The following is a 24,892-nucleotide window of genomic DNA, read 5'->3' on the forward strand; positions in this document are numbered from 1 at the left end:
TTGGTCGCCGGACCTGCTTCCACCCGCCGCCGCTCCACGCTCGATCGCCTGCGCGCCGATCTTCTGGCCGCAGCCGCCGTCGTCGTGTTGAGCGCCCTGCCTGATCCGGCCCGCGCCCAGGCCCTGCCCTCTCTTGCCTCCGACGAGCCGATCCTGCTTCAGGCGGATGAGGTGGAGTATGCGCGCGAGCTGGAGCTTGTGGTCGCGCGCGGTAATGTCGAGGTCGCCCAGGGCGACCGGATCGTCAGGGCCGACAGCCTGACCTACAACCGGCGCGACGGTATCGTCACGGCGCAGGGCAATGTGGCGATGGTCGAGCCCGACGGCTCGGTCATGTTCGCAAGCTATGCCCAGCTGGATGAAGGCTTCGCCAAGGGCATCGCCCGCGATCTCAAGGCCCGACTCGCCGACCAGACGCTTCTGGTTGCCGCCGGCAGCACCCGGGAAGGCCGCTTCACGCAGATGGACAAGGCGGCCTATACCGCCTGCGAACTTTGCGAAGACAAGCCCGACCGGCCGGCTCTCTGGCAGATCAAGGCCGACAAAGTCACCCATGACGAGCAGACCCGCGACATCGTTTATCGCGACGCGACGCTGGAACTGCTGGGGGTGCCGATCGCCTACACGCCCTATTTCAGCCATCCGGACCCGACGGTCGATCGCCGCAGCGGCGTGCTGGCGCCGACCTATCGCTCGAACAGCACGCTCGGCAGCCGGATCGACATCCCCTACTACATCGTGATCGATCCCGCGACCGATGCCACGGTCACGCCGATGTGGACCACCGACCAGGGTGCAGGCCTCAGTGCCGAATACCGGCGGGCCCTGGATAACGGGGCCTATGCGCTGGAAGGCATGATCGCCGAGGCAACGGACGATGTCGCGCGCGACAATGTCCGCGGCTACATCGCCGGCCGCGGGCGTTTCGACCTGACCGATACGTGGCGCTGGGGTTTTGACGGCATATGGGCCGGCGACGACACGGTGCTGCGCGTCTACGACATTACCAACCGTGAGACCCTGACCTCTACCCTTTACGCCGAAGAGCTGAACGGCCGGGACTATGCTCAGATTGCCGGCTACTGGTTCCAGGGCCTCCGCAGCACGCAGCGGCAATCGGAGCTGCCGACAGCCCTGCCGATGGCGCAATGGAGCCGCCTCGGCGCGCCCGGCATGGCCCCGCTGGGTGGTCAGTGGCGGATGGAATCGAGCTTTGCCGGCCTGTCGCGTCAGGACGGGACCGACAGCTACCGCGCCACGGTGGGCGGCGGGTGGAACCGCAGCTATATCGGCAGCGAAGGCGGGGTGTACACGCTGACCGCCAATCTGCGGGGTGACGGCTATGTGGTCGATGACCTGACCGATGACGGCCGCAGCTTCAATGGCACCGCCGGCCGTATCCTGCCCGAGATTGCGCTGGACTGGCGCCTGCCGATGGTTCGCTCCGACGGCGAGACCCGGCAGATGATCGAACCGATCGTGATGGGGGTGATCAGCCCCTATGGCGGCAATTCGTGGAAGATCCCCAACGAAGACAGCCGCGATTTCGAGTTCGACGAGACCAACCTGTTCTCGACCCAGCGCTTCTCAGGCTATGACCGCGTCGAAGGCGGGCCGCGGGTCAGCTACGGCCTGCGGGTCGGCCATTATACCGGCGATGGCGGACAGATCACCGGTCTGGTGGGTCAGTCGCTCAGGGCCAGGGCCGACGACACCTTCGCGCCCGGCAGCGGGCTTGAGGACAAGGTTTCCGATTATGTGGGCCGGGTGGTAGTCACGCCGAACCCGAACCTCGATCTCTATTACCGGTTCCGCTTCGACAAGGACACCTTCGAACCTCGCCGCACCGACCTGGGCGCGGCCTGGATCGTCGATCGGGCGAGTTTTGATCTGTCCTATACGCTCCTTAGGGCCGATGAGCGCGAAGTCACAGAGGATTACACCGACCGCGAAGAGGTGTATTTCAGCGCCGGCTACGATATTACGGACGACTTCAAGATCTTCGGCAGCCTGCGCCGCGATCTGGAGAATGACCGCTCGATCAATCATGGGGCGGGCTTCGCCGTCGATCTCGACAACTGCCTCTACATCGTCTCCGAAGTCCGGCGCAGCTTCTCGCGCGACCGCGACATCCAGCCGTCGACCGATGTGCTGGTCCGTGTGGTGCTGCGCACCCTGGGCGGAACCTACTGACATGCACACGAACGAGCACAGAGGACGTTCGATGAAGCCCTTGCGCATTCTGCTCCTGGCCGCCTTCGCCGGTACCACCGCATTGGGCGGAGTGGTGGCGACTGGGCCCGGCACGGCGCTCGCGCAGACGGCGGGCCGGGTCGCGGCCGTCGTCAATGACGATATCGTCTCGGTGTTCGATCTGACTGCCCGGATGGACATGGTCATCAAGACCTCTCAGTTGCCGGATGATCAGCAGACCCGTCAGCGCCTGGCACCGCAGATTCTCCGCCAGCTGATCGACGAACGTCTGCAGCTGCAGGCGGCTCGCCGGCTGGGCCTGAACGTCACCGCCGATGAACTGTCGCGCGCCGAGGCGCAGATCGAGACCCGCAACAACTTCGCGCCCGGCACCCTGGAACAGGGGCTGCGGGCTCAGGGTATCGTGCCCGCCACAGTGATCGACCGTCTGCGCTCGGAAATCGCGTGGGAAAAGGTAGTGGCCCGCGAGGTGCGGCCGCGGATCGTGGTTGGTGAAGATGAAATCAATGCGGTGCTGGATCGCATCCGCGCCAATGCCGGCCAGACCGAATACCGCGTGCTCGAAATCGTGCTGAGCGTGCCCGACCCGCAACGCGAGGCCGAGGTGCGCCAGAATGCCGAGCGGCTGCTTGAACAGCTGAAGGCAGGTGCGCCCTTCACGGCGCTGGCCCGCGAGTTTTCCGACGGCGTCACCGCCCAGCAGTCGGGCGATGTCGGCTGGGTTCTGCCCGGTCAGCTGTCGCCGGAGATCGACGCCTTCCTTGCCAATGCCCAGGCCGGCAGCGTATCGACGCCCATCCGTACGCCCGAGGGCTATCACATCGTGGCGGTCGCCGACACCCGCAAGGTGACGGGCGGCGACGCCTCACAGATCGAGATCGCGCTGAAACAGATTGCGCTTGAAACCGGTGACGATCCGGCAGCCCAGCGGGCCGCCACCGAGCGGCTGCAATCGGCCACGGCCGATCTCGCCTCCTGCGAGGCCGTGGACGGCATCGCCAAGGAGCTGGGCGCCGATCCGACCACCGATCTCGGCCGGCTGAAGGTCGGCGATCTGGCTCCGGCGCTGCGTCAGGCGGTGATCAATCTGGGCCCCGGCGAGGTTTCCGGGCCGATTACCGGTGGTGGCATGGTGCGGGTGTTCGTGGTCTGCGACCGCAGTGGCGACATCGCCGGGCTTCCGGACCGCGATACCATTCGCGAGGCGCTGATCCGCCAGCGGCTCGACACGATGGCCCAGCGCCATCTGCACGATCTTCGCCGCCAGGCGTTCATCGATGTCCGCGTCTGACGATGCAGCACGGCGGCCGCTGGCCGTCACCATGGGAGAGCCGGCCGGCATCGGCGGCGAGCTGACCCTCGCCGCCTGGATGCGCCGGGCGGATCTCGCCCTGCCCGCCTTCCTGGCCATCGACGATCCCGACCGGCTGGCCGGGATTGCACGCAAGCTTGGATGGACGGTGCCGATCCGCGAGATTGCGTCGGCCGGCGACGCGCTGACGGCTTTCGACGACGCCCTGCCGGTTCTGCCCGTCCGGCTGCCCTCGCCTGCCACCCCGGGGCGCCCGGATCCCGCCCATGCCGGGGCAGTGGTCGAGGCACTCGACCGTGCGGTCGACCTTGCCATGGCGGGCGCGATCGATGGCGTGGTGACCAATCCGATCCAGAAGAAGACCCTCTACGACGCGGGCTTTCCTTATCCCGGCCATACCGAATACCTCGCCGCCCGCTGTGGTGGCGGCATGCGGCCGGTCATGATGATCGCAAGCCCGGCCATCCGGGTCGTGCCTGTGACCATTCACGAGGCCCTGATCCGGGCAGTGGCCCTGCTGACGCCCGACCTGATTGTCGAGACCGCCACCATCACCGCCGAGGCGCTGCGCCGGGATTTCGGCATCGCTCGGCCTCGGCTCGCCCTTGCCGGCGTCAACCCGCATGCAGGCGAAGACGGCACGCTTGGCCGGGAGGATATCGAGATCGTCGCCCCGGCAATCGAACGGCTGAAGGCAGCCGGCATCGATGCCAGGGGGCCGCTGCCGGCCGATACCCTCTTTCACGAAGAGGCCCGGGCGGGCTATGACACGGTTCTGGGCATGTATCACGATCAGGTGCTGATCCCGGCCAAGACCCTGGACTTCCATGGCGGTGTCAACGTGACGCTGGGCCTGCCGATTGTGCGGACCTCGCCCGATCACGGCACGGCGCTCGATCTGGCGGGCCGCGGCACGGCCCGTGTCGACAGCCTGATCGCCGCCATCCGCCTCGCCGGCACCATGGCTGCCGCCCGGCGCCGTGTCTCCCCTTCTGCCTGAATTACAGAGCCCTCATGACCTCCACGCCTCCGGCTGACACCGCTGCGATGCGCGATCCGACATCGGCGCTCGACGCCCTGCCCCCGCTCCGGGACGTGATCGCGGCCGCGGGCCTCGATGCACGGAAATCGCTCGGCCAGCACTTCCTCCTCGACCTCAACCTGACCCGCCGGATCGCGAAGCTTGCAGAGGGGCGGGACGGGGTTGCCGGTCGTACGGTCATCGAGGTCGGCCCGGGGCCGGGTGGCCTGACCCGCGGTCTGCTCGCCGGCCCTGCCGCCCGCGTGATCGCGATCGAGCGCGACAGCCGGGCCGTTCAGGCGTTGCAGCCGCTGATCGAGGTCTGTCCCGGCCGCTTCTCGATCATCGAAGCCGACGCCTTGACGATAGACCCCGGCAAGCTGCTCGACGAGGTTGGTGACGACGGTCGGTGCTGGATCGCCTCCAACCTGCCCTACAACATCTCCACGCAGTTGACCGTGCAGTGGGCCGAGCGTCCGGAACGCATCGCCGGCATGGTGCTGATGTACCAGAAGGAGGTCGCCGACCGGCTGACCGCCCGTCCGGGCAGCAAGGATTACGGCCGGCTGTCGGTGTTGGCCCAATGGCGCTTCAGCATCCACAAGGGCTTCGATATCGGCCCGCGTGCCTTCACGCCCCCGCCCAAGGTGACCTCGACCGTGCTGGTCTTCGAGACCCGTCCCGAACCGCTGGCGCCTGCAGATCTGAAAGCGTTGTCGACGGTCACCGCTGCTGCTTTCGGCCAGCGGAGGAAGATGCTGCGACAGAGCCTGAAAGCACTTGGCGAGGCAGAAGGGCTCCTTGCTGCCGCTGATATCGATCCGACCCGCCGGGCAGAGACGGTGCCGGTAGAAGGCTTCTGCGCCCTGGCACGGGCCCTTACAGCGCGCAACACGCCTTGAGGACATGATCGATTTACACCGTCGACGATCTTGAACGGCTCGCGACGGCGCCCGACATTGGCATCGGCCACGTCCGGCCTCCCTCTCGACCGGAGACCGCATGACCTATCTTCTGCTCGCTGCCGGCCTTGGACTTTTGTTCCTGGGTGGCGAACTGCTGGTGCGCGGAGCCGTCGGTACCGCTACACGTCTCGGCGTCTCTCCCATGGTGATCGGCCTGACGCTGGTCGGCTTCGGCACCTCGACCCCCGAACTGGTGGCCAGTCTTCAGGCCGCCCTTGCCGGGGCTCCGGGTATCGCAATCGGCAATGTGGTCGGCAGCAATCTTGCCAACATCCTGCTCATCCTCGGTGTCTCGGGGCTGATCCTGCCGGTGGTCGTGAACCCGTCCGCCTTTCGCCGCGACGGTACCGCGCTCGCCCTCGCCACCATCGCCTTCATCGTCGCCTGCCTTGGCGGCGAGCTTGGCCGGATTGCCGGCGTGCTTTTTCTCGTTGGCCTCGTCGGCTACACGCTGTTCAGCTACATCTCCGACCGGCGGAGCAACGACGCTGCAGCCCGCATGCATGCAGCCGAGGCGGATTTCGTCTCGGAAGAGCCGCAGGTGAAAGCCATGAGCCTGCCCAAGGGCCTGCTGATCACCGCGATCGGCATCGCGGGCGTCATGCTCGGGGCCAATTTTCTGGTCGGCTCGGCGGTGGAGATCGCCCGCGAATACGGCATGTCGGAAGCCGTCATCGGCCTCACCCTGGTCGCCGTCGGTACGTCGCTGCCCGAGCTGGTCACCTCGGTGATGGCCGCGATCCGCCGCCATGGCGACGTCGCCTTCGGCAACGTCATCGGCAGCAATATTTTCAACATCCTGGGCATCGCCGGCGTGACGGCCCTGGTCAAGCCGATCGCGATTCCGGCCGAGGTGCTGGCACTGGATCTCTGGGCGATGGCCGGGGCTACGGCCCTGCTGCTGTTCTTCGCCTGGACAGGTTGGCGCATCGGACGCCGGGAATCCGGCATCTTCCTTGCAGCCTACCTGGTCTATCTGGCGGCCCAGCTCTCACCCGGCATCCGCGGGGCGCTGGGGCTCGCCTGACATGCGTCGGGTTGCCGGACCGCCTCTCCTCAGCGGCCGGCACCTTCGCGCATCGCGTTCACGAAACCGCTGAGGCCGAGCCGCCGCCGGCGCCGCAGGCGCTCAGCCCTGAGGATCGCTTCCAGATCCGCCAGGGTACGGTCGACATCCTCGTTGACCAGCACATAGTCGTATTCGGCGTAGTGGCTCATCTCATCCGCCGCCTTGGCCATGCGCTTGGCCACCACCTCGGCGCTGTCCTGAGCCCGGGTGGTCAGGCGGCGCTCCAGTTCGGCGATCGAGGGCGGCAGGATGAAGACGGTCACAAGATCGTCGCGCGCCCGGTCGGCCAGCTGCTGGGTGCCCTGCCAGTCGATGTCGAACAGAACGTCGCGGCCGTCGGCCAGGGTCGCCTCCACCGCGGCCCGGGGTGTGCCATAGCTGTTTTCGAATACGGTCGCATGCTCAAGAAGCGCCTCTTCGGCCACCATGCGATCGAAACTCGGGCGATCGATGAAGTGATAGTCGACGCCGTCCACCTCGCCCGGGCGCATCGGCCGGGTGGTCACCGAGACCGACAGCGTGATGTCGTCATCCTGCGAGAGCAGGCGGCGCGACAACGTGGTCTTGCCGGCCCCCGAAGGCGAGGAGAGCACCAGCATCAGACCACGCCGGCGATCATGAGGGGCGCGGCGTGCAGCGGTGGCGTCGGTCATCGGCAGCATGGTCCCTGAGAGGCGGTGATGTCGAAGCTCATTCGACGTTCTGGATCTGCTCGCGGAGCTGATCGATCCGGGTCTTGAGGGCAAGGCCGATCCGGGTCAGCGCCGTGTCGGAAGATTTCGAGCACAGCGTATTGGCCTCGCGATTGAATTCCTGCGCCAGGAAGTCGAGCTGGCGCCCGACCGGTTCGTCTGCGGCCATCAGCTCCCGCGCCTGGGCGACATGGGCGACCAGACGGTCCAGCTCTTCGCGGATATCGGCCTTGGCGGCCAGCATTGCGGCTTCCTGGACGATCCGGTCTTCGGCAGCACCCGCGCGGTCCTGCAGCAGGCTGCGGAGCTGTTCTTCCAGCCGGGCACGGATGGTCGCAGGCTGGGTGGCGGCCAGGCCGGCAGCCTCGGTCACCAGCCCCTCGATCGCATCGACATGTTCGGTCAGCAACCGGGTCAGAGCCGCCCCTTCCTGGGCGCGGGCAATGACCAGGCGATCGAAGGCGGCGATCAGGCTCTCGGTCATCGCATGCTCGCGCGCCGCCCGAACGGCCTCGCTCTCCTCCTGCTCCACCATCTGCAGCAGGCCGGGCACCCGCAGCAGACCGTCGAGCCGCGGCACCTTCGCCTTGGGAAAGCGCCGCTGAAGCTCGGTCAGAACCTCGCCCAGCCCATCGGCGACCTCTGGATCGATGCGAAGACGCGCGCCCCGGGCATGGGTCACCAGGCCCAGCTGCACGCTGACATGACCACGGCGGATACGGTCCTGGGCGACCTTGCGCACGACCGGTTCCAGCTGGTCGAAACCGGGCGCCAGCCGGATCCGCAGGTCCAGCCCGCGGCCGTTGACGCTCTTGACTTCCCAGTTCCAGCCATAGCGGGCATCGCCTGCATCGGCGCGGGCGAATCCTGTCATGCTGGCAAGCGCCATGGCCAATCTCCCGAGGATGAGCGATGATCAGGGGCGGGTCGGACGGGCGGACTATACGAACCCGCCCCGCCCCCGCCAAGCCTCGGATCACCATCCGGGTCTGATCACGTCACAGTCTCCGACGCTGCCCGTCGGATGTCCACCAGGACCACCCGCGTCCCATGACCGCATCCCCCACGCCCCGCCATATCGCGATCACTGGCGCGTCCAGCGGCCTGGGCGCCGCCCTGGCCCTGGAATATGCCGGGCCGGGCATCCGGCTTTCCCTGCACGGGCGCGACATGGACCGCACGGAAGCCGTGGCGGCGGCCGCCCGCAGCCGAGGTGCCGAGGTGGATGTGGCGCGGTTCGACGTCACCGATGCCGATGCCGTCGCAGCCTGGGTGACCGCGATCGGCGCACGCGCCCCCCTCGACCTGATGATCGCCAATGCCGGCATCTCAGGCAATGAAACCGGCAGCGGCGGCGCCGTTTCGGCAGAGGTCACAAGGGCGATCTTCGCGGTCAATGTCGACGGCGTGGTCAACACCGTACTGCCCGCAGCCGAACTGATGCTGGGTCGCGGGCGGGGAGCGATCGCCATCGTCGCCAGTCTCGCCGGCTATCGCGGTCAGCCGGGGGCCCCGGCCTATGCCGCCTCCAAGGCGGCGGTGAAGGCCTGGGGCGAGGGGCTGCGTCCGCGCCTTGCCCATGGCGGGCTGCGGGTCTCTGTCGTCTGCCCGGGATTCGTGCGCACGCCCATGACTGCCCGCAACCGCTTTCCGATGCCCTTCCTGATGGATGCCGACCGGGCAGCGCGGATCATCCGCCGCGGGCTCGATCGCAACCGGGCGCGCATCGCCTTTCCCTGGCAGCTTGCCGCCCTCTGCTGGCTGCTCGCCGCCCTGCCGGCCGCCTGGGCGGACCGGCTGCTCGGCAGCCTGCCCGGAAAGTGATGGCCGCCACGTCGGGCCCGTGAAAACACGCGAATGTCACATCGCACTTGCCAGAAGGGCGATCTCCGCGCCAGGATGTCGCCACTGACGGTGTCCTGCGGTCGTTCCGCGGGATGAAAAGGGAATGCGGTGCGCCGGTGGAATAGTCCGGCAATTCCGCGGCTGCCCCCGCAACTGTAAGCGGAGAGTGCCCCGTCTCGAAACCACTGGCCCCGACGGGGGCCGGGAAGGTGACGGTGGTGCGACGACCCGCGAGCCAGGAGACCTGCCGTCATTCGCGGTCACGGGCGAGCACGTCGGGCGGGGTGTACCGATGGGTTCTGCAAGCGGTGGCGGCGCGGCATGAAGATCCCATAGGCCCCCAAGGCTTCCCTCTTCCCGCCCCGACCAGCCACCCTGCCGGCCTCGTTCGCAGTGACCGCATGATGCAGTCGAACGAGGTCGAGTATCCCGTGTCCACGAATCGCCCGCCCGCTTTTGCCCGGTCGCGCCGTCTGCTCCGCACCGGTCTGACCCTGCCGCTGGTCGCCCTCTCTCCGTTTGCGGTCGCCACCGTCGCCACAGCCGAAGATGCCGGCACTGACGAGGCGACCCGCCTCGGACCGCTTTCCGTCTCGGCCGCCCGCAGCCCCGTGCCGGTCGAAACCGTCGGCAGCGCCGTCACCGTCATCACCGCCGAACAGATCGAGGCTCTGCAGATCCGTCAGGTCGACGATGTGTTGCGCCTGGTTCCCGGCGTCGCAGTCAGCCGCACCGGATCGGTCGGCGGCATGTCGCAAATCCGTATCCGGGGCTCGGAAGGCAATCAGACGCTGGTGCGCATCGACGGCATCGAAGTCTCCGACCCTTCGGGCGGTTCGGAATTCGATTTCGGCCATCTGCTCGCCTACGAGATCGAGCGGATCGAAGTGCTGCGCGGGCCGCAGAGCGCGCTCTATGGCTCAGACGCCGTGGGTGGCGTGATCGACATCACGACGAAGCGTGGCTCCGGCCCGCTCTCGGGCAGTGTGCGGACCGAGGCCGGCAGTTTCGACACCCGCGAAGCGGTCGGCACGGTCTCCTATGGCGACCAGATCTTCGACGCGCTGGTCTCGGCCCAAAGCTTCCGCACCGACGGCATCTCGTCCGCAGACGAACGCGCCGGCAATCCGGAGAAGGACGGCTACCGCAACCGTTCGGCCTTTGCCAAATTCGGCCTGCGGCCGTCCGAAGACCTGGAGTTCGCCCTGGTCGGCAGGACCGTGCGCTATCGGGCCGAAGGCGATGGCTATTCCACCCTCCCTTACGACGCCGATGAGGAAACCCGCGGTACGCAGACCTTCCTGCGCGGCGAAGCGCGCTACGCCATGGCGGACGGCCGCTGGCATCATAAGGTCGGCCTTGCCAACACCGAACATGATCGCGACTACCGATCAGATGGCAGCATCACCAGCACCTATCTGGGCCGCCGGCTGAAGGCAGACTATCAGACCGACTACGGGTTCGAGACCGGCGCCGTCAGTCACGATCTTTCGCTGGGAACCGAGTATGAACGCGAAACCGTACGAACCAGCAGTGCCTGGTCAACGGTCGACCGTGCCTTTGATTCCACAGGTTTTGCGGGGGAATACCGCCTCGGGCTCTACGACCAGCTCTTTCTCTCTGCGGCCGGACGCTACGACAAGAATGAAATCTTCGACGATCAGAAGACCTGGCGCTTCACCGCAGCCTGGCTGATCCCGGGCACGGATACCAAACTGCGGGCTTCTTATGGAACTGGCATCAAGAACCCGACCTTGTTTGAGTTGTTCGGCTACACCAATACCTATCAAGGAAATCCCGATCTGAAGCCTGAAGAGGCAACCGGCTGGGATGCCGGTATCGAGCACAGCTTCTTCGATGGCCGATTCGTGATCGATTTCGGCTGGTTCCGTCAGGACATCGAAAACCTGATCCAAGGCAGCGGCAGCACGTCGATCAACCTGCCCGGCGCATCACGGGTCAATGGGATAGAAACCTCGGTCACCATTCGGCCGGTTTCGTGGGCCGATCTGCGGCTGGCCTATACGTATACAGACGGAGAAGACTCCAACGGGCAGGAGTTGGTGCGTCGTGCGCCGCACATCGCCAGTGCCGATCTCGCGACCCGCTTTCTCGACAACCGTGGCCGGGCCGGCCTCTCTGTCGTCTACAACGGCGAACAGAAAGACTGGGCCTACGATGCCTTCTACAACCGAAGCGTCGTCACCCTCGACGATTACACCCTCGTCAACCTCACCGCCGCCTATGATCTCACCGACACGGTCGAAATTTTTGGCCGGATCGATAATCTCTTTGACGAGGAGTATCAGGAGGTTCTGGGTTACGGCTCACGCGGTCGCGCAGGCTATGCCGGCCTGCGGATGCGGTTCTGATCCATGCGGAGGTGGCGCCTCACGCTCCGCCCGACCGGCCTTCTGCTGACCGGCCTGTTGCTCGCGATCCTGCCCCCGGCTTTCGCCGGGGACGGGCCGCGCCGGATCGTGTCGATGAACCTGTGTGCCGATGAATTGCTGCTGCGCCTGGCGCCGCCCGGCCGGCTGGTATCGGTCACCTGGCTGGCCGCGGGGCCGGCGGCGATCGATCCTGCAGCAGCGCAAGGGCTGGTGTTCAATCACGGCCGGGCGGAGGAGATTGCCCGGCTCGCCCCGGATCTGGTGGTCGCCGGCCGCTACACCACGCTGACGACCACGCAGATGCTGCGCAGGGCCGGCATCCCGGTGCTGCTGCTCGACGAGGCGACCAGCCTCGCCGGCATCCGGTCCCAGGTCACCAGCCTTGCGGCGGCCGTGGGCAACCCCGCTGCCGGCCGGCAGATGCTCGACGCCATGGACCGGATGCTTGGCGAGGCGACCCTGGATGCGAAAGATACACCGCAACCGGGTGTCGTGGTTCTGCGCCCCGGCGGCGGTGTCGCCGGAGCGGGAACCCTGCAGGACGAGATCCTGGCCGCGGCCGGTCTCCGCAATCTGGCCCCCGATGCGCCGGTCGATGGCGATGGCCGGATCGGCCTCGAACGGCTGTTGCGCCTGAAACCCGATCTGCTCGTGCTCGATTCCGACGGGGATGCGCCACCGGCCCTTGCGCGCGAGGTGCTCGACCATCCGGCCTTCCGGGCACGGGCGGCGGGTATAACCGTCACCAGCCTGCCGGCCGCTCTCTGGGTCTGCCCCGGCCCGTGGGTCGCAGAGGCGGTCGGTCGCTTGTCGGCCGCGCGACGGTCGCTCGCCGCACGCCCGCGAGGATCGCGGCCATGACGCTGACCACGGGGCGGATATCGGCGGCGCTCCTCCTCCTCACCACCCTTCTGTCGGTGGCCTCCATCGCTGCCGGGCCGGACGGTCTGGATCTTCCGCGCGCCATGGCCGACGTCGCCCATGGCCGCGACACGCTGGATGCGCTGATCCTGGTCCAGCTGCGCCTCCCCCGCGCGATCCTCGCGATTGTGCTGGGCGCCGGGCTCGCCATGTCCGGCGCAGCTTTGCAGGGGCTGTTGCGCAACCCGCTCGCCGATCCGGGCATGGTCGGTGTCTCCGCCTCGGCTGGTCTGGGTGCCGTTGCCGCCTTCTACAGCGGTGCGGCAGCCGCCTGGTCGCTGGCCCTGCCGCTCGGTGGCATCGCAGGCGCCCTCGCCGCCACGCTGGTCCTGGCCGTGATCGCGGCACGTGGGGCCGGCACCACAGCGCTTATCCTCACCGGCGTCGCCGTCGGCAGCTTCGCCGCAGCCCTCACCGCCCTCGCCCTCAATCTCGCACCGTCACCTTATGCGGCGCTCGAAATCGTCTTCTGGTTGATGGGATCGCTCAGCGACCGCAGTATGGATCATGTCTGGCTGGCGGTGCCGCCGGTGATGATCGGTCTGGTGATGCTCGCCCGGCTGGGACGGGCACTCGAAGCGCTGACCCTTGGCGAGGACACGGCCGCAAGTCTCGGCTTCGATGTCACCCGCACCCGGCTTACGGCGATTCTGGGCACGGCCCTTGCCGTCGGGCCCGGTGTCGCGGTCGCGGGCGCGGTCGGCTTCGTCGGCCTCATCGTTCCGCATCTGCTGCGGCCGCTGGTCAGCCATCGCCCCGGCGCCCTGTTGCTGGTCGCAGCGCCGGCTGGCGCCGCTTTCACCCTCTCGGCCGATATCGCCGTTCGCCTGCTGCCGACCCGTCCCGAACTGAAGCTGGGGGTGATGATGGCCCTGATCGGTGCACCCTTCCTCGCCTCCCTGATCCTGAAGACCGCGCGAAAGGACGGCTGACCCATGGACGCAATGACCCTCGAGGCGCGACACCTCACCCTTTCAGGGCCGGACCGCGCCCGGCTCGAGGATCTGTCCCTGTCGTTCGGCCCGGGGCAACTGGTGGGGATGATCGGCCCCAATGGCGCCGGCAAGACCACGCTGCTGCGCCTGCTCGCCGGTCTTCTGACCCCGCAGCATGGGAGCGTGCTGCTCGGCGGGCAGCCGCTGCACCAATTGTCGGCCGCCGCCCGGGCGCGTCGGATCTCGTATCTGGCCCAGGGTGCCGATGTGCATTGGCCGCTGCCGGCCGAGGCGGTGGTGGCACTCGGCCGCCTGCCTCATGGTGACGGCCGGACGCCCGCGGACCGCCGCGCGATCGCCCGGGCCATGGCGGCGACCGGGACGGAGGGCTTTGCCGGACGCAGGGTCGACAGGCTTTCAGGCGGTGAACGGCTCAAGGTTCTGCTGGCCCGGGCACTGGCCGTGGAAGCACCGATCCTGCTTGCAGACGAGCCGGTCGCAGCCCTCGACCCGGCACACCAGCTCGATGTCATGGACTTGCTCAAAGCCCTTGCAGGCGATGGCCGGTTGGTGGTGGCCGTGCTGCATGATCTGGGGCTTGCCGCCCGGTTCTGCGGCCGGCTGGTGTTGCTGGCCGAGGGTCGCCTGATTGCCGACGGACCACCTGAAGCCGTGCTCACCCCCGACAGGCTGGCACGGGCCTATGGCATCCGCGCCCTGCACGGCCAGGCCGACGGCCATCTGCTGGTCGTGCCCTGGGCCCGCACCCGGATGTCGGAACAGTCAAGGGAGACAACGACATGCCCCACGCATCCATCTCCGGGTATGAGGATGCAGGCCCGCTGATCGGCCAGCTTCTGGCCGATCCGGCCCAGGCCTGGAGCACAGGCAGCTTCGGCGCCATCGCCGAGTTCATGCGCGATGCCGACGAGCCGCTGTCGGTCGATGCCGCAGAGGACCCCGAGCGCCGCCGGCTGGCCACCGCCCGTGGTGCCATCGCCATCACGCCGCGGAGCGATGTCCGGCCTCTGGCCTACGAGACCCCGTCCTCCGACGGCGTCGGCTGGTCGTCGGCCATCGCCTTCTGCCTGCCCGAAGCCGCCGCCGCCGGGCCGGCCCGAACGGTGGTCACCGAACTCGGCCCCGATGCGGATGCCGTACGGCCGGAAGACCGGAGCGGCATCCTGTTCGATCTGGGCCTCGGCATTCCTCATACCGAGGCCTGCCTGCGCGCCTCGACGCCCGAGGCGCTCTCGGTTCTCCGCAGGCTGGCCGGCCGGCCGCTGCTGGGAGAGGATCCGGGCCCGCGCCGGGCCGCCGCAGCCACCGGGGCCCATCGGGTCTTCATGACCCGGCTGGCAAGGATCGAGGTATTTCAGGCCGTTCCGAAGACGGGTGAAACCTCTCCCGAAGGACCCCACACCCATCTTCTGCCGAAGCTGCTGGCCGCCGGTCGCGCCGCCTCCGCCAATACGCCGATCCCCGACGGGTTGGTCGCCGGTCTGACGCTGCATGCGTGCAATCCGCTGCGCGACGCTCTCGGTCGGCCGCGTGCCTTCGACCCGATCGCCCATCAGACCTTTCAGGAATTGATGACGACGCATGGCGATCCGCGGGTGCTGGCCCTGCGTCAGCGGTTCCTGGCCGCACTGCAGGACGGGATGGCTCCGGACGCCCTGGTCGATGACGATGATCAGGATGCCCGGCATCTGCGGGCGACGCTTCGTGTGGCTCTGCGTCAGGCCCGCCAGACGCAGGCGGCCAGAACGGCTGTTATCGATGCCTGGGGCGATGCAATCGATCCTGCCACTCGTGGGCGGGCTCCGGACGCCGTCTGCGGCTGAGGCGTCAGTCGCCGGCCGCCGCCTTCGCGGCCCGGCGACGCTCGCGCTCGATCCGGCGCCATTTGGCGACATTGGCATTATGCTCGGCGAGCGTGCGCGCAAAGACATGGCCGCCCGTCCCGTCGGCCACGAAATACAGCGCATCGGTCTCCGCCGGCTGGGCCACGGCCATCAGCGCTGCCCGGCCGGGCAAGGCGATCGGCGTCTTCGGCAGACCGTCGATCTCGTAGGTGTTCCAGTCGTGGGCATTGCCCAGATCGGACCGGGTGATACCGCGGTCGATCCGGCCGCTGCCCTCGCTCAGGCCATAGATGACGGTCGGATCCGACTGCAGCCGCATGCCGCGCTTCAGCCGGTTCACGAACACCCCGGCCACAAGCGGCCGCTCGTCCGGAATGCCGGTCTCCCGCTCGACGATCGAGGCCAGGATCAGCATCTCTTCGGGCGTCGACAGCGGCAGATCCGGCCGCCTTGCGGCCCAGGCATCGTCCAGTGCCTTGTCCATCGCCGCCTTCATCCGGCGGATCAGGGCGCCGCGATCATCGCCACGGGTATAGGTGTAGGTCTCGGGCAGCAGCGCACCTTCGGCGAACCCCTCCATCGGCGGCATGTCGCCGCTGAGCAGGTCGTCGCCGGCCACCGCCTCCCAGGCGGCGCGAAGCGTGATGCCTTCGGGCAGGGTCAGGCGGTGCAGCACGACCCTGCCTTCGACCAGCATGTCGATGATGTCGGACGGGCTCTGCCCCGGCTCGACCCGGTATTCGCCGGCCTTCAGCCGGGTCTGCACATCCAGCAGCACCACCGCCGCCCGAAAGACCGCCGGTTGGTCGATCGCCCCGGCATCGGCCAGTTCACGGGTGATGCCGGCGACGCCCGTACCCCGCGGCAACAGCACGGTCCGGGCCTCGGTCAGCGGCCCGGGCGTTTCCAGCCAGACGGAGCCCCACCACAACAACGCCCCCGCCCCCGCGACGACCAGGGTCGTCAGGGAGACGAGGGCGATGATGAGATGCTTCAGGAAGCGCACGGCAGAGCCCGCAGATCCCGGATCATAGTGTCGGCATCACTCGGGACGGCTCATTCGGGCCGGCCGAAGATCACCGAGGCGTTGGTGCCGCCGAAGCCGAAGGAGTTGGAGAGGGCGTAACGCACCTCACGTTCCTTGGGCTGATGGGGCACCAGATCGATGTCGCAGCCCTCGTCCGGATTGTCCAGATTGAGGGTCGGCGGCACGACACCGTCGCGGATCGAGAGGATCGAGAAGATGGCCTCGACAGCGCCGGCAGCGCCCAACAGATGGCCGATCGACGACTTGGTCGACGACATCGACAGCTTGTAAGCCGCCTCGCCGAACAGGCGCTTCACCGCCGCCAGTTCGATCACGTCACCGCGGGGCGTGGAGGTGCCGTGGGCGTTGACATAGTCGATCTGGTCGGGGTTGAGCCCCGCCCGCTTCATCGCCGCCTGCATGGCGCGGAAGCCGCCATTGCCGTCTTCTGACGGCGCGGTGATGTGATAGGCATCGCCCGACATGCCGTAGCCGACGACTTCGGCATAGATCTTCGCGCCACGCGCCTTGGCATGCTCAAGCTCTTCGAGCACGACCACGCCGGCACCCTCGCCCATCACGAAGCCGTCACGACCCTTGTCCCAGGGCCGCGACGCCCGTTCGGGGGTGTCGTTATAGCCGGAGGACAGAGCCTTGGCCGCCGCGAAGCCGGCAATGCCCATGCGGCAGACGGCGGCTTCGGAGCCACCTGCCACCATCACGTCGGCATCGCCCCACATGATCAGCCGGGCGGCATCGCCGATGGCATGCGCACCTGTGGAGCAGGCGGTGACCACGGCGTGATTCGGCCCGCGGAAACCGTATTTGATCGAGACCTGGCCCGAGGCCAGATTGATCAGCGCTGCCGGGATGAAGAACGGAGACACGCGGCGCGGACCGCGCTGTTCCATGGTGACCGCGCCCTCGGCGATGGTCGGCAGACCGCCGATACCAGAGCCGATCATGACACCGGTGCGATCGAGTTCTTCCTCGGCCTCCGGAGCCCATCCGGCGTCGCGGATCGCCTCGTCGGCGGCCCCCAGCGCGTAGTGGATGAACTCGTCCATCTTCTTCACGTCCTTCGCGGGAACATAGTCCTCGGGACGGAAGGCATCTTCACCGGCGCCCTTGGGCACCATGGCGGCGATGCGGACGGAAAGGTCGGACACATCGAAGCTGTCGATGTGACGGATTCCGGACTTGCTGGCGAGCAGACGCTCCCAGCTCGTCTTCACCCCGACCGCGAGCGGAGTGACAAGACCCAGCCCGGTGACGACGACACGTCTCATCTCGGTCAGCGCGTCCTTTCTGCCTGAAATCGGTCGCGTGCCGGCGGCGCGACGCCTGCCGGAACGCCAGAAGCGGGCGTTGCAGCCGATCCCGTTCCGGACCGGCCGACGACGCCCGTTTCATAGCGGATCTCCGCGGCCCGTCAGGGTTGCGCGGCAGAGCCGGCTGCGGAGATGCCTGATCGGCATCGCAGCACCGGCTCCGGAGGATCAGCTCACCCGCATGGAAGCGGGCGCGGCCGTACCGACCTGGTGGCCGGCACGTCGCCCGGAGACCTGTCCGATCAGGACTGGTTCTCCTGGATGAACTTGATGGCGTCCTGAACGGTCAGGATCTTCTCCGCGGCGTCGTCGGGGATCTCGATCCCGAACTCTTCCTCGAAGGCCATCACGAGTTCGACGGTATCGAGGCTGTCGGCACCGAGGTCGTCGATGAAGCTGGCCGTCTCGGTGACCTTCTCTTCGTCGACACCGAGATGTTCGACCACGATCTTCTTCACGCGCTCAGCAATGTCGCTCATCAGTCGTCGTCCCTCAAGCTCACTGGCAAGTGGCGTTCGTTCGGGCGTAGCGCCGTACTGCCGTTTGTCTCGTGCCTGGCAGCCCCGCCGAAATCGAACAGGGCTGTAGCACACTTTCCGCACCTTGGCCAGCCGCGGCGGACATGTCGCGGCAATGAAGGTCACGGGGCTGGTCCGGTTTGCGTCCCCGGCCCGGCGGTCAGATCATGACCATGCCGCCGTTGACGTGGAGCGTCTGACCGGTCACGTAAGCCGCCTCGGCGCTCGCCAGATAGACGATGGCCGCGGCGACGTCTTCCGGTGAACCGAGACGGCCCACCGGCACCTTCTCGAGCAGACCGGTCTTCTGCTCGTCAGTCAGCACGTCGGTCATCGGCGTCGCGATATAACCGGGTGCAACACAATTGGCGGTGATCCCGCGCGAAGCGACTTCGTGCGCGATCGCCTTGATCATGGCGGTCAGCCCGCCTTTCGAAGCAGCGTAGTTCGCCTGCCCCGGATTGCCCATATGGCCAACGACCGAGGTGACGGCGACGATGCGGCCGTAGCGGCGCTTCATCATGCCCTTCATCGCGGCCCGGGCCAGACGGAAGCCGGCCTTCAGGTTGACGTCGATCACCTGATCGAAATCGGCGTCCTTCATCCGCATCAACAGCGTATCGCGGGTCAGCCCCGCATTGCTGACCAGAATGTCGAGCCCGCCCATGGCGGCTTCGGCATCCTTCACCAGCTGCTCGGCCGCGCCGTCCGCCGCCAGGTCGGCGGGCAGAACATGAACACGCGAGCCAAGCTCGGCGGCAAGACCTTCCAGCGCGTCCGCGCGGCGGCCGTGCAGCGCGACCACGGCGCCCTGGGCATGGAGAGCGCGGGCGATGGCGGCACCGATGCCGCCGGTGGCCCCGGTCACGAGCGCGGTGCGCTGCGTCAGATCGAACATGGATGATCCATCACTGTGGTGGACGGGAAAGATCGCGGGACGGTTGAGGGGCCGTCCTCAAAGAGACTTCAGGAACGCTTCGATCTCGGCCGGCGTTCCCACCGACTGGGCCGAAAGCGCTCGGTCGATGCGCTTGGTGAGACCGGAGAGGACCTTGCCCGCCCCCAGCTCCACGGTTTCCTCGACGCCGGCCTCCTTCATCGCCAGCACGCTTTCGCGCCAGCGAACCATGCCGGTCACCTGGTCGACCAGCAGACCGCGGATGCGGTCCGGATCGGAAACCGGAGCGGCGAGCACATTGGCGATCAGCGGCAGGCGCGGCGCGTCGATCTCCACCTGCGCCAGGGCATCGGCCATCCGCTCGGCGGCCGGCTGCATCAGCGGGCAGTGGAAAGGCGCGCTGACCTCCAGCGGGATCGCCCGCTTGCCACGGGCCTTGGCGACCTCGACCGCGCGGTCGATCGCGGTCTTGTGGCCCGACAGGACCACCTGGCCCGGGGCGTTGTCGTTGGCCGCAACGCAGACCTCGCCGGACCCCGCGGCCTCGTCGGCGATGGCCCGCGCCTCGTCGGGATCCACGCCCATCAGCGCCAGCATGGCGCCCTGCCCGACCGGCACCGCCATCTGCATGGCCTGGCCGCGGATCTTGAGCAGACGTGCCGTATCGCCGATGTCCAGCGCCCCGGCCGCGCAGAGCGCCGAATACTCGCCCAGCGAATGCCCGGCCACGAAGGCGGCCTTCTGAGCCAGATCGACGCCGCCTTCCCGCTCGAGGACGCGAACCACGGCCATCGAGCAGGCCATGATCGCCGGCTGGGCATTCTCGGTCAGGATCAGCTGCTCGGCCGGGCCTTCAAACATCAGGCGGGTCAGCGGCTGCTTCAGCGCCTCGTCCACCTCCTCGAAGACCTCACGGGCCGCGGCGAAGGCCGCTGCAAGATCCTGTCCCATGCCCACCTTCTGCGAGCCCTGTCCGGGAAAGACGAACGCACGTGCCATGGAGCCTCGCTTCAGTCTTGGCTGTCGACCCGATCGCCGGACCGAAGCCCGCAGGCCCGGCCGGTCGTCGCCAAGTCATGACCGCGACCGCGACCGATTGTCAAGAACCGCATCGTCCCAGCGCACCGGATATGGTCGCCATGACTGGCACGACCAGCAGTTTCCAGGGCTTTGCGATGCGGAACATCCAACGCCGGATCGGTCTCAGTTTAGCCGACGCCGCGGAAGATGCGAGAGGCGAAATCAACCTTTAATACGTATTTTTCGGGACTTTTGTGATCACAGGGCGAGTTTCAGTGCCCACCGGGGGCCGCCTTGTGCCCGGCCATCCGCCGGGCGGGCCGCCGGCGGCGATTTGCCTTGCGCGCCGAAGGGCATGACGTATAGTGCGCGCCTCCGCACCGGGTCTCTCGATCCGGTGGTGGGGATGTCGTGCGTCTACGCCATTATGACATGGCCAGATGCACAACACCGCTCCTTGCCGGCATCGCGTGATGTCGGCTGAGCCCGTCCCGCCCGGGCGGTCCGACACGCCGGAAGGCGATCGTCGGAGACCGGGGCGTCGGGCAGGAAAAAGCCGTAAGGAGTCCATTATATGCCCTTCTACGAGACGACGATCATCGTCCGTCAGGACGCCTCGACCCAGCAGGTCGAGAAGCTGGGCGAGGATATCAAGACCATCCTCGAGAACGCCCAGGGCCGCGTGATCAAGCAGGAGAACTGGGGTCTTCGCCAGCTCGCCTACCGGGTCAAGAAGTACCGCAAGGCCCATTATCTGCACCTGAACATCGAGGCCTCGGCCGAGGCACTGGTTCAGATCGAGTACATGCTCCGCTACCAGGAAGATGTGCTCCGCTATCTGACCGTGCGCGTCGACGAAGTCTCCGAGGAGCCCTCGGTGATGATGCAGAGCCGTGGCCGCGGTGAGCGTGGCGAACGCGGTGAGCGTGGCGAGCGCCGTGGCGGCGACCGCTTCGAGCGTGGTGATCGCGGCGATCGTGGTGATCGCGGCGACCGCTTCGAGCGTCGTGAGCGCGCCGACCGCTGATCCTGTATCAGAAATCGCGAGGATAGATCGTCATGGCTTCCAACAAGTCGCAGAGCGCCGTCACGATTCCGGCGGCTCAGGGCCAGCGTCGCCCGTTCTTCCGCCGGAAGAAGACCTGCCCGTTCTCCGGTGCGAATGCGCCGGTGATCGACTACAAGGACGTGAAGCTGCTCAGCCGCTACATCTCGGAGCGGGGCAAGATCGTGCCGAGCCGGATCACGGCCGTGTCCGCGAAGAAGCAGCGTGAGCTCGCCCGCGCCATCAAGCGCGCGCGCATTCTCGCCCTCCTGCCCTTCGTGGTGCAGTAACCCATCAGCCCTTCCGACGCCGTCCGCTCAAGACGGTGATCGACGGGATCCGATGGACCGACCGACTGATCAGGTCCGGATGGTCCCGGAAACACGACCTTCGACCCGGTACCGGTAACGGTGCCCCGGCTTCGGAGGCGGATAGCGGAACAGGACGCCCATGCGGTTGTCGCGCGACATCTCCATCACCCTGGCGGCGGGTGCCCTTTCGGGCGTCGGCAGCCTGCTGGTCGTGACGGGGGTGCTGGGCGTGATCGCAGCCTATCTGGCGCCCGCACCGCTCTTCGCCGCCGCGTTCCGCTATGGGCTGCCCGGCGGGGTGATTTCGGCCGTGGCCGGCACCATCGCAGGCGCCGCCACCGCAGCGGCGCTGGCCGGGCCCGAACAGGTTCTCTACGGCCTGGGCTTTGCGGTGGTCACCGCGCTGCCCGTGCTTGTCATCGCCCGTTTCGCCCTGCTTTCCCGCCCCGATGGTGCGGGGGGAACCGAATGGTACCCGGCAGGACGGCTGATGACGGTGGCCATCGCGCTCGCCGGCGCGCTGGTTGCCGGGGGATGGCTGTTCGCAGCCGGTGCCGAGGGTGGCCTGCGCGGCGAGGTCGCGCGGACGCTGGAACCGCTGATCGAGCTGATGGCGGCAGATGCCGCCACGGCGAATGCCGCGGTTCTGGCCGAAAGTCTGGCGGGGCGTTTCGTCGCCTTCGCCGCGTGTTTCTGGGTGGTGCAGATGGTCCTTTCCGGCATGCTCGGCCGCTTCGCCGCGGACCGGCTGCTCGGGGGATCGATGCGGCCCGTGCCGCCGCTTGCCTCCTTCGATCCGCCCGAGGCGGTTCGCTGGGTGCTGGTCGCCGGCGTCGCACTGACCATCGCCACCGGCGGCGACGGTGATTTCGGCCTCTTTGCCGGAGTTGCCGCGGTGCTGGCCGCGATGCCCTATCTGGTCCTCGGTCTGGGTGTGGCACACGGGCTTGCCCGCGGTGTCCGCGGCGGCGGGTTTATCCTCGCTGCGGTCTATCTGCTGGCACTGATGCTGTACTGGCCGATCCTGCTGATCCTTGTCTTGGGCTTCGTCGAACGTTGGGCCGGGCTGCGCCGTCGCTCCGGTGCCGCCTGACACAGCCTTAGGAGTACATCCGATGGAAGTGATCCTGCTTGAGCGCATTCAGAACCTGGGCCAGATCGGCGACCGCGTGAAGGTCCGCCCGGGTTATGCGCGCAACTTCCTCCTGCCGCAGCGCAAGGCCATGCGCGCGACCAAGGAGAACCTCAGCTATTTCGAGACCCAGCGGAAGGCCCTGGTGGCGCTGAACGATCAGCGTCGCGGCGAGGCCGAGGTGCTGGCCGAGAAGCTGACCGGCCAGGTTCTGCCGGTCGTCCGTCAGGCGGCCGACAACGGCCAGCTTTACGGTTCGGTCACCGCCCGCGACGTCGCGATTGCGATGGAGCAGTTCGGGTTCGAAATCAACGGCCGCCAGGTTCAGCTGCGCGAGCCGATCAAGACCCTGGGCACTCAGACCGTCTCCATCTCGCTGCACCCCGACGTTGTGGTCGACGTGACCATCATCGTCGTCCGCAGCATGGACGACTTCCTGAACCAGCAGCGCCGTGCGGCCGAGGCCGACGAGCAGCTCGACGACGCCTATGAGCTCGCCGAGGAAAGCGCTGCCTATCAGGCCGACGAGGTTGAGGAGGAGGAAGAGGTCTGATCCTCTTCCGCCCGGACAGCCCGTCGGGACCCCTTGGGGCCGACACATGCGGCCGCGTTCCGGTACATCCGGGACGCGGCCGTATCGTTTTGACAGACCGGCTTTCTGGAACCGCAACAGGACCTGCGGATTTTACGACCGATCTGCCCCATCCGGATGCTGTGGCAAAAATTCAACAGTGCAGCACATCAAGTCCGTAGACATTTGACGGGCGCTTTTGAAGGGGCATAAGATTGGAACGTGTCTAAAATACGCCGGCCCGGACCGGCGAGCGACGTCGGACCATCCCCCGCGCGTCGGCTGACCCACAATACCCGGCCCGTGCTCCTCCCGCACGGTTTCCGGCATCCGCACGCGTGGAGTTGCCCCCGCACAGACCCGGCGTCTTTCGCCACGGCCCGGTCACGGCTCCTGACGGAGGCGATTGACCGTGATATCCGGTTTGACCTTCCTCGGCGGACTGATCCGCACGGGGACGCTGGTTGTGAATGACGAGAACGGACGCAGTCACCGCTTCGGCGACGGCACCGCCCCGCATGTCCGCATCCAGATCCACGACCCTGCCATGCTCCGGCGCATGGCGGTCAACCCGTCGATGGCCCTCGGCGAAGGGTATATGAACGGCCAGTTCGACATCATCGACGGGGATGTGCGCACCCTGCTCGATCTGGGCGTGAAGAATTATGCCCGCCAGTCGGCCCATGCCCATCACTGGCCGGTCTGGGCAACGAGGCTGATCAACTTCTTCTATCAGCACAATCCGCGAAACCGGGCGCGACGCAACGTCGCCCATCACTACGACCTGTCCGAAGAGCTGTACCGGCTGTTTCTGGATGCCGACCGTCAATATTCCTGCGCCTATTTTCAGACGCCGGATGACGATCTGGAGACGGCGCAACGGCAGAAGAAGCGGCACCTGGCGGCAAAGCTGCTGCTGCAACCGGGTCAGAAGGTGCTCGACATCGGCTGCGGCTGGGGCGGTCTCGGGCTCTATCTGTCGGGTCATGCCGATGTCGAGGTGGTCGGCGTGACGCTGTCGGAAGAGCAGCACAAGGTGGCCCGCGCCCGCGCAGAAGCATCAGGCCTCGCCCAGCGCGCCGATTTCCGGCTCACCGATTATCGCGACCTCTCCGAGCGTTTCGACAGAATCGTGTCAGTCGGCATGTTTGAGCATGTCGGCCTGAAGCACTATGACGAGTATTTCCGCAAGGTCTACGACCTGCTGACCGATGACGGCGTGGCCGTGGTTCACACGATCGGCCGAACCGACGGGCCCGGCGTCACCAATTCCTGGATCCGCAAATACATCTTCCCCGGCGGCTATGTCCCGGCACTTTCGGAGATGATGCCGGCGATCGAGCGCGCCGGACTGGTCGTCACCGATGTCGAAATCCTGCGTCTGCATTATGCCGAAACGCTGAAGCACTGGTATGAGCGTTTCATGGAGCACCGCAAAGAGGTCCTGGCGCTGTATGACGAGCGGTTCTGCCGGATGTGGGAATTCTATCTGGCAGGCTGCGAGGCCTCGTTCCGTCACTGGGGTCAGGTGGTGTTCCAGGTTCAGCTGGCCCGCCGCCAGGATGCCGTGCCGCTGACCCGCGACTACATCACCGACACCGAACGCGAATGGGCCGCGCGGGAGCGTCGGCACGAGTTGCATGTGGCCTGCTGACGCGACGCCCTGGCCCGCCAGGGGTCCCTGCCCTCAGAAGCCTTTCATCCCGACGCCCGCCGGTGCATGATCGCGACCGTGGGCGACCGGTGGCCGGGCCAACCCGTCCCGGCCACCGGTCGCCCACGACCTGATCTGTTTCTGCACCGATCC

General features: G+C 67.2%; 23 protein-coding genes and 1 riboswitch. Of the genes, 16 read left to right on the forward strand and 7 right to left on the reverse strand.

Annotation, left to right across the window (positions count from 1 at the left end):
- From TMO_RS09300 to TMO_RS09320, 5 genes are all read left to right on the forward strand, one after another.
- A complete protein-coding gene (locus TMO_RS09300) occupies window positions 1-2,193 on the forward strand; it encodes an LPS-assembly protein LptD (RefSeq protein WP_014745366.1) in 2,193 nt (730 codons plus the stop codon).
- Between the two features lie 31 nt (window positions 2,194-2,224).
- A complete protein-coding gene (locus TMO_RS09305) occupies window positions 2,225-3,505 on the forward strand; it encodes a peptidylprolyl isomerase (protein WP_014745367.1) in 1,281 nt (426 codons plus the stop codon).
- Entirely contained in the window at window positions 3,492-4,526 is a 1,035-nt protein-coding gene (gene pdxA / locus TMO_RS09310) for a 4-hydroxythreonine-4-phosphate dehydrogenase PdxA (RefSeq protein ID WP_014745368.1), read from the forward strand. The genes TMO_RS09305 and pdxA overlap by 14 nt, the downstream gene beginning before the upstream one ends.
- A 47-nt stretch (window positions 4,527-4,573) precedes the next feature.
- Window positions 4,574-5,449 carry a 16S rRNA (adenine(1518)-N(6)/adenine(1519)-N(6))-dimethyltransferase RsmA gene (rsmA, locus tag TMO_RS09315; RefSeq protein WP_014745369.1) on the forward strand — a complete coding sequence of 292 codons (876 nt, stop codon included), beginning with the start codon at window positions 4,574-4,576 and terminating at the stop codon, window positions 5,447-5,449.
- 100 nt (window positions 5,450-5,549) lie between these two features.
- The gene (locus TMO_RS09320) at window positions 5,550-6,539 is read left to right on the forward strand and encodes a calcium/sodium antiporter (RefSeq protein WP_014745370.1); all 990 of its coding nucleotides are present in this window, start codon (window positions 5,550-5,552) and stop codon (window positions 6,537-6,539) included.
- A gap of 29 nt (window positions 6,540-6,568) precedes the next feature.
- Here the strand turns inward: TMO_RS09320 and gmk are convergent, their stop codons facing one another.
- Together gmk and TMO_RS09330 are read right to left on the reverse strand one after the other, a co-directional pair.
- On the reverse strand, window positions 6,569-7,243 hold the full coding sequence (gene gmk, locus TMO_RS09325; protein ID WP_014745371.1) for a guanylate kinase: 675 nt from the start codon (window positions 7,241-7,243) through the stop codon (window positions 6,569-6,571).
- A 28-nt stretch (window positions 7,244-7,271) separates the two neighbouring features.
- A complete protein-coding gene (locus TMO_RS09330) occupies window positions 7,272-8,162 on the reverse strand; it encodes a YicC/YloC family endoribonuclease (protein ID WP_014745372.1) in 891 nt (296 codons plus the stop codon).
- Window positions 8,163-8,323: 161 nt separating this feature from the next.
- On the opposite strand from TMO_RS09330, the gene TMO_RS09335 reads away from it, so the two are divergent.
- From TMO_RS09335 to TMO_RS09360, 6 genes are all read left to right on the forward strand, one after another.
- Window positions 8,324-9,097, forward strand: a complete 774-nt coding sequence (locus TMO_RS09335; protein WP_014745373.1) for an SDR family NAD(P)-dependent oxidoreductase — start codon at window positions 8,324-8,326, stop codon at window positions 9,095-9,097.
- A 71-nt stretch (window positions 9,098-9,168) separates the two neighbouring features.
- A riboswitch (cobalamin riboswitch) is annotated at window positions 9,169-9,385 on the forward strand.
- 134 nt (window positions 9,386-9,519) lie between these two features.
- Window positions 9,520-11,490 (forward strand): TonB-dependent receptor plug domain-containing protein, encoded by a 1,971-nt coding sequence (locus TMO_RS09340; protein ID WP_014745374.1) that lies wholly within the window; start codon window positions 9,520-9,522, stop codon window positions 11,488-11,490.
- Window positions 11,491-11,493: 3 nt separating this feature from the next.
- A complete protein-coding gene (locus tag TMO_RS09345) occupies window positions 11,494-12,372 on the forward strand; it encodes an ABC transporter substrate-binding protein (protein ID WP_014745375.1) in 879 nt (292 codons plus the stop codon).
- Complete coding sequence (locus TMO_RS09350; RefSeq protein ID WP_014745376.1) at window positions 12,369-13,364, forward strand: FecCD family ABC transporter permease; 996 nt, start codon at window positions 12,369-12,371, stop codon at window positions 13,362-13,364. Before TMO_RS09345 ends, TMO_RS09350 begins: the two co-directional genes overlap by 4 nt.
- A 12-nt stretch (window positions 13,365-13,376) precedes the next feature.
- Complete coding sequence (locus tag TMO_RS09355; RefSeq protein ID WP_051045494.1) at window positions 13,377-14,213, forward strand: ABC transporter ATP-binding protein; 837 nt, start codon at window positions 13,377-13,379, stop codon at window positions 14,211-14,213.
- The gene (locus TMO_RS09360; protein WP_014745378.1) at window positions 14,168-15,211 is read left to right on the forward strand and encodes a DUF6925 family protein; all 1,044 of its coding nucleotides are present in this window, start codon (window positions 14,168-14,170) and stop codon (window positions 15,209-15,211) included. The genes TMO_RS09355 and TMO_RS09360 overlap by 46 nt, the downstream gene beginning before the upstream one ends.
- 4 nt (window positions 15,212-15,215) lie before the next feature.
- Here the strand turns inward: TMO_RS09360 and mltG are convergent, their stop codons facing one another.
- The 5 genes from mltG to fabD form a co-directional block, all read right to left on the reverse strand.
- Window positions 15,216-16,238, reverse strand: coding sequence for an endolytic transglycosylase MltG (gene mltG / locus TMO_RS09365; protein ID WP_014745379.1), 1,023 nt, complete (start codon window positions 16,236-16,238; stop codon window positions 15,216-15,218).
- 50 nt (window positions 16,239-16,288) lie between these two features.
- Window positions 16,289-17,548 carry a beta-ketoacyl-ACP synthase II gene (fabF, locus tag TMO_RS09370; RefSeq protein WP_014745380.1) on the reverse strand — a complete coding sequence of 420 codons (1,260 nt, stop codon included), beginning with the start codon at window positions 17,546-17,548 and terminating at the stop codon, window positions 16,289-16,291.
- Between the two features lie 284 nt (window positions 17,549-17,832).
- Entirely contained in the window at window positions 17,833-18,069 is a 237-nt protein-coding gene (locus tag TMO_RS09375; RefSeq protein ID WP_014745381.1) for an acyl carrier protein, read from the reverse strand.
- A 199-nt stretch (window positions 18,070-18,268) separates the two neighbouring features.
- On the reverse strand, window positions 18,269-19,006 hold the full coding sequence (gene fabG, locus TMO_RS09380) for a 3-oxoacyl-[acyl-carrier-protein] reductase (RefSeq protein WP_014745382.1): 738 nt from the start codon (window positions 19,004-19,006) through the stop codon (window positions 18,269-18,271).
- Window positions 19,007-19,063: 57 nt separating this feature from the next.
- Window positions 19,064-20,005 carry an ACP S-malonyltransferase gene (fabD, locus tag TMO_RS09385; protein ID WP_014745383.1) on the reverse strand — a complete coding sequence of 314 codons (942 nt, stop codon included), beginning with the start codon at window positions 20,003-20,005 and terminating at the stop codon, window positions 19,064-19,066.
- Window positions 20,006-20,600: 595 nt separating this feature from the next.
- Here fabD and rpsF point away from each other — a divergent pair.
- From rpsF to TMO_RS09410, 5 genes are all read left to right on the forward strand, one after another.
- Complete coding sequence (gene rpsF / locus TMO_RS09390; protein ID WP_014745385.1) at window positions 20,601-21,053, forward strand: 30S ribosomal protein S6; 453 nt, start codon at window positions 20,601-20,603, stop codon at window positions 21,051-21,053.
- A 32-nt stretch (window positions 21,054-21,085) separates the two neighbouring features.
- The gene (gene rpsR, locus TMO_RS09395) at window positions 21,086-21,361 is read left to right on the forward strand and encodes a 30S ribosomal protein S18 (RefSeq protein ID WP_014745386.1); all 276 of its coding nucleotides are present in this window, start codon (window positions 21,086-21,088) and stop codon (window positions 21,359-21,361) included.
- Between the two features lie 160 nt (window positions 21,362-21,521).
- Complete coding sequence (locus TMO_RS09400; RefSeq protein WP_014745387.1) at window positions 21,522-22,475, forward strand: hypothetical protein; 954 nt, start codon at window positions 21,522-21,524, stop codon at window positions 22,473-22,475.
- Window positions 22,476-22,497: 22 nt separating this feature from the next.
- The gene (gene rplI / locus TMO_RS09405) at window positions 22,498-23,067 is read left to right on the forward strand and encodes a 50S ribosomal protein L9 (RefSeq protein ID WP_014745388.1); all 570 of its coding nucleotides are present in this window, start codon (window positions 22,498-22,500) and stop codon (window positions 23,065-23,067) included.
- 430 nt (window positions 23,068-23,497) lie between these two features.
- On the forward strand, window positions 23,498-24,739 hold the full coding sequence (locus TMO_RS09410; RefSeq protein WP_014745389.1) for an SAM-dependent methyltransferase: 1,242 nt from the start codon (window positions 23,498-23,500) through the stop codon (window positions 24,737-24,739).
- Window positions 24,740-24,892: the final 153 nt, after the last annotated feature.

Origin of the sequence: Tistrella mobilis KA081020-065, assembly GCF_000264455.2 — a bacterium.
In the GTDB taxonomy this organism is placed as follows: Bacteria; Pseudomonadota; Alphaproteobacteria; order Tistrellales; family Tistrellaceae; genus Tistrella; species Tistrella mobilis.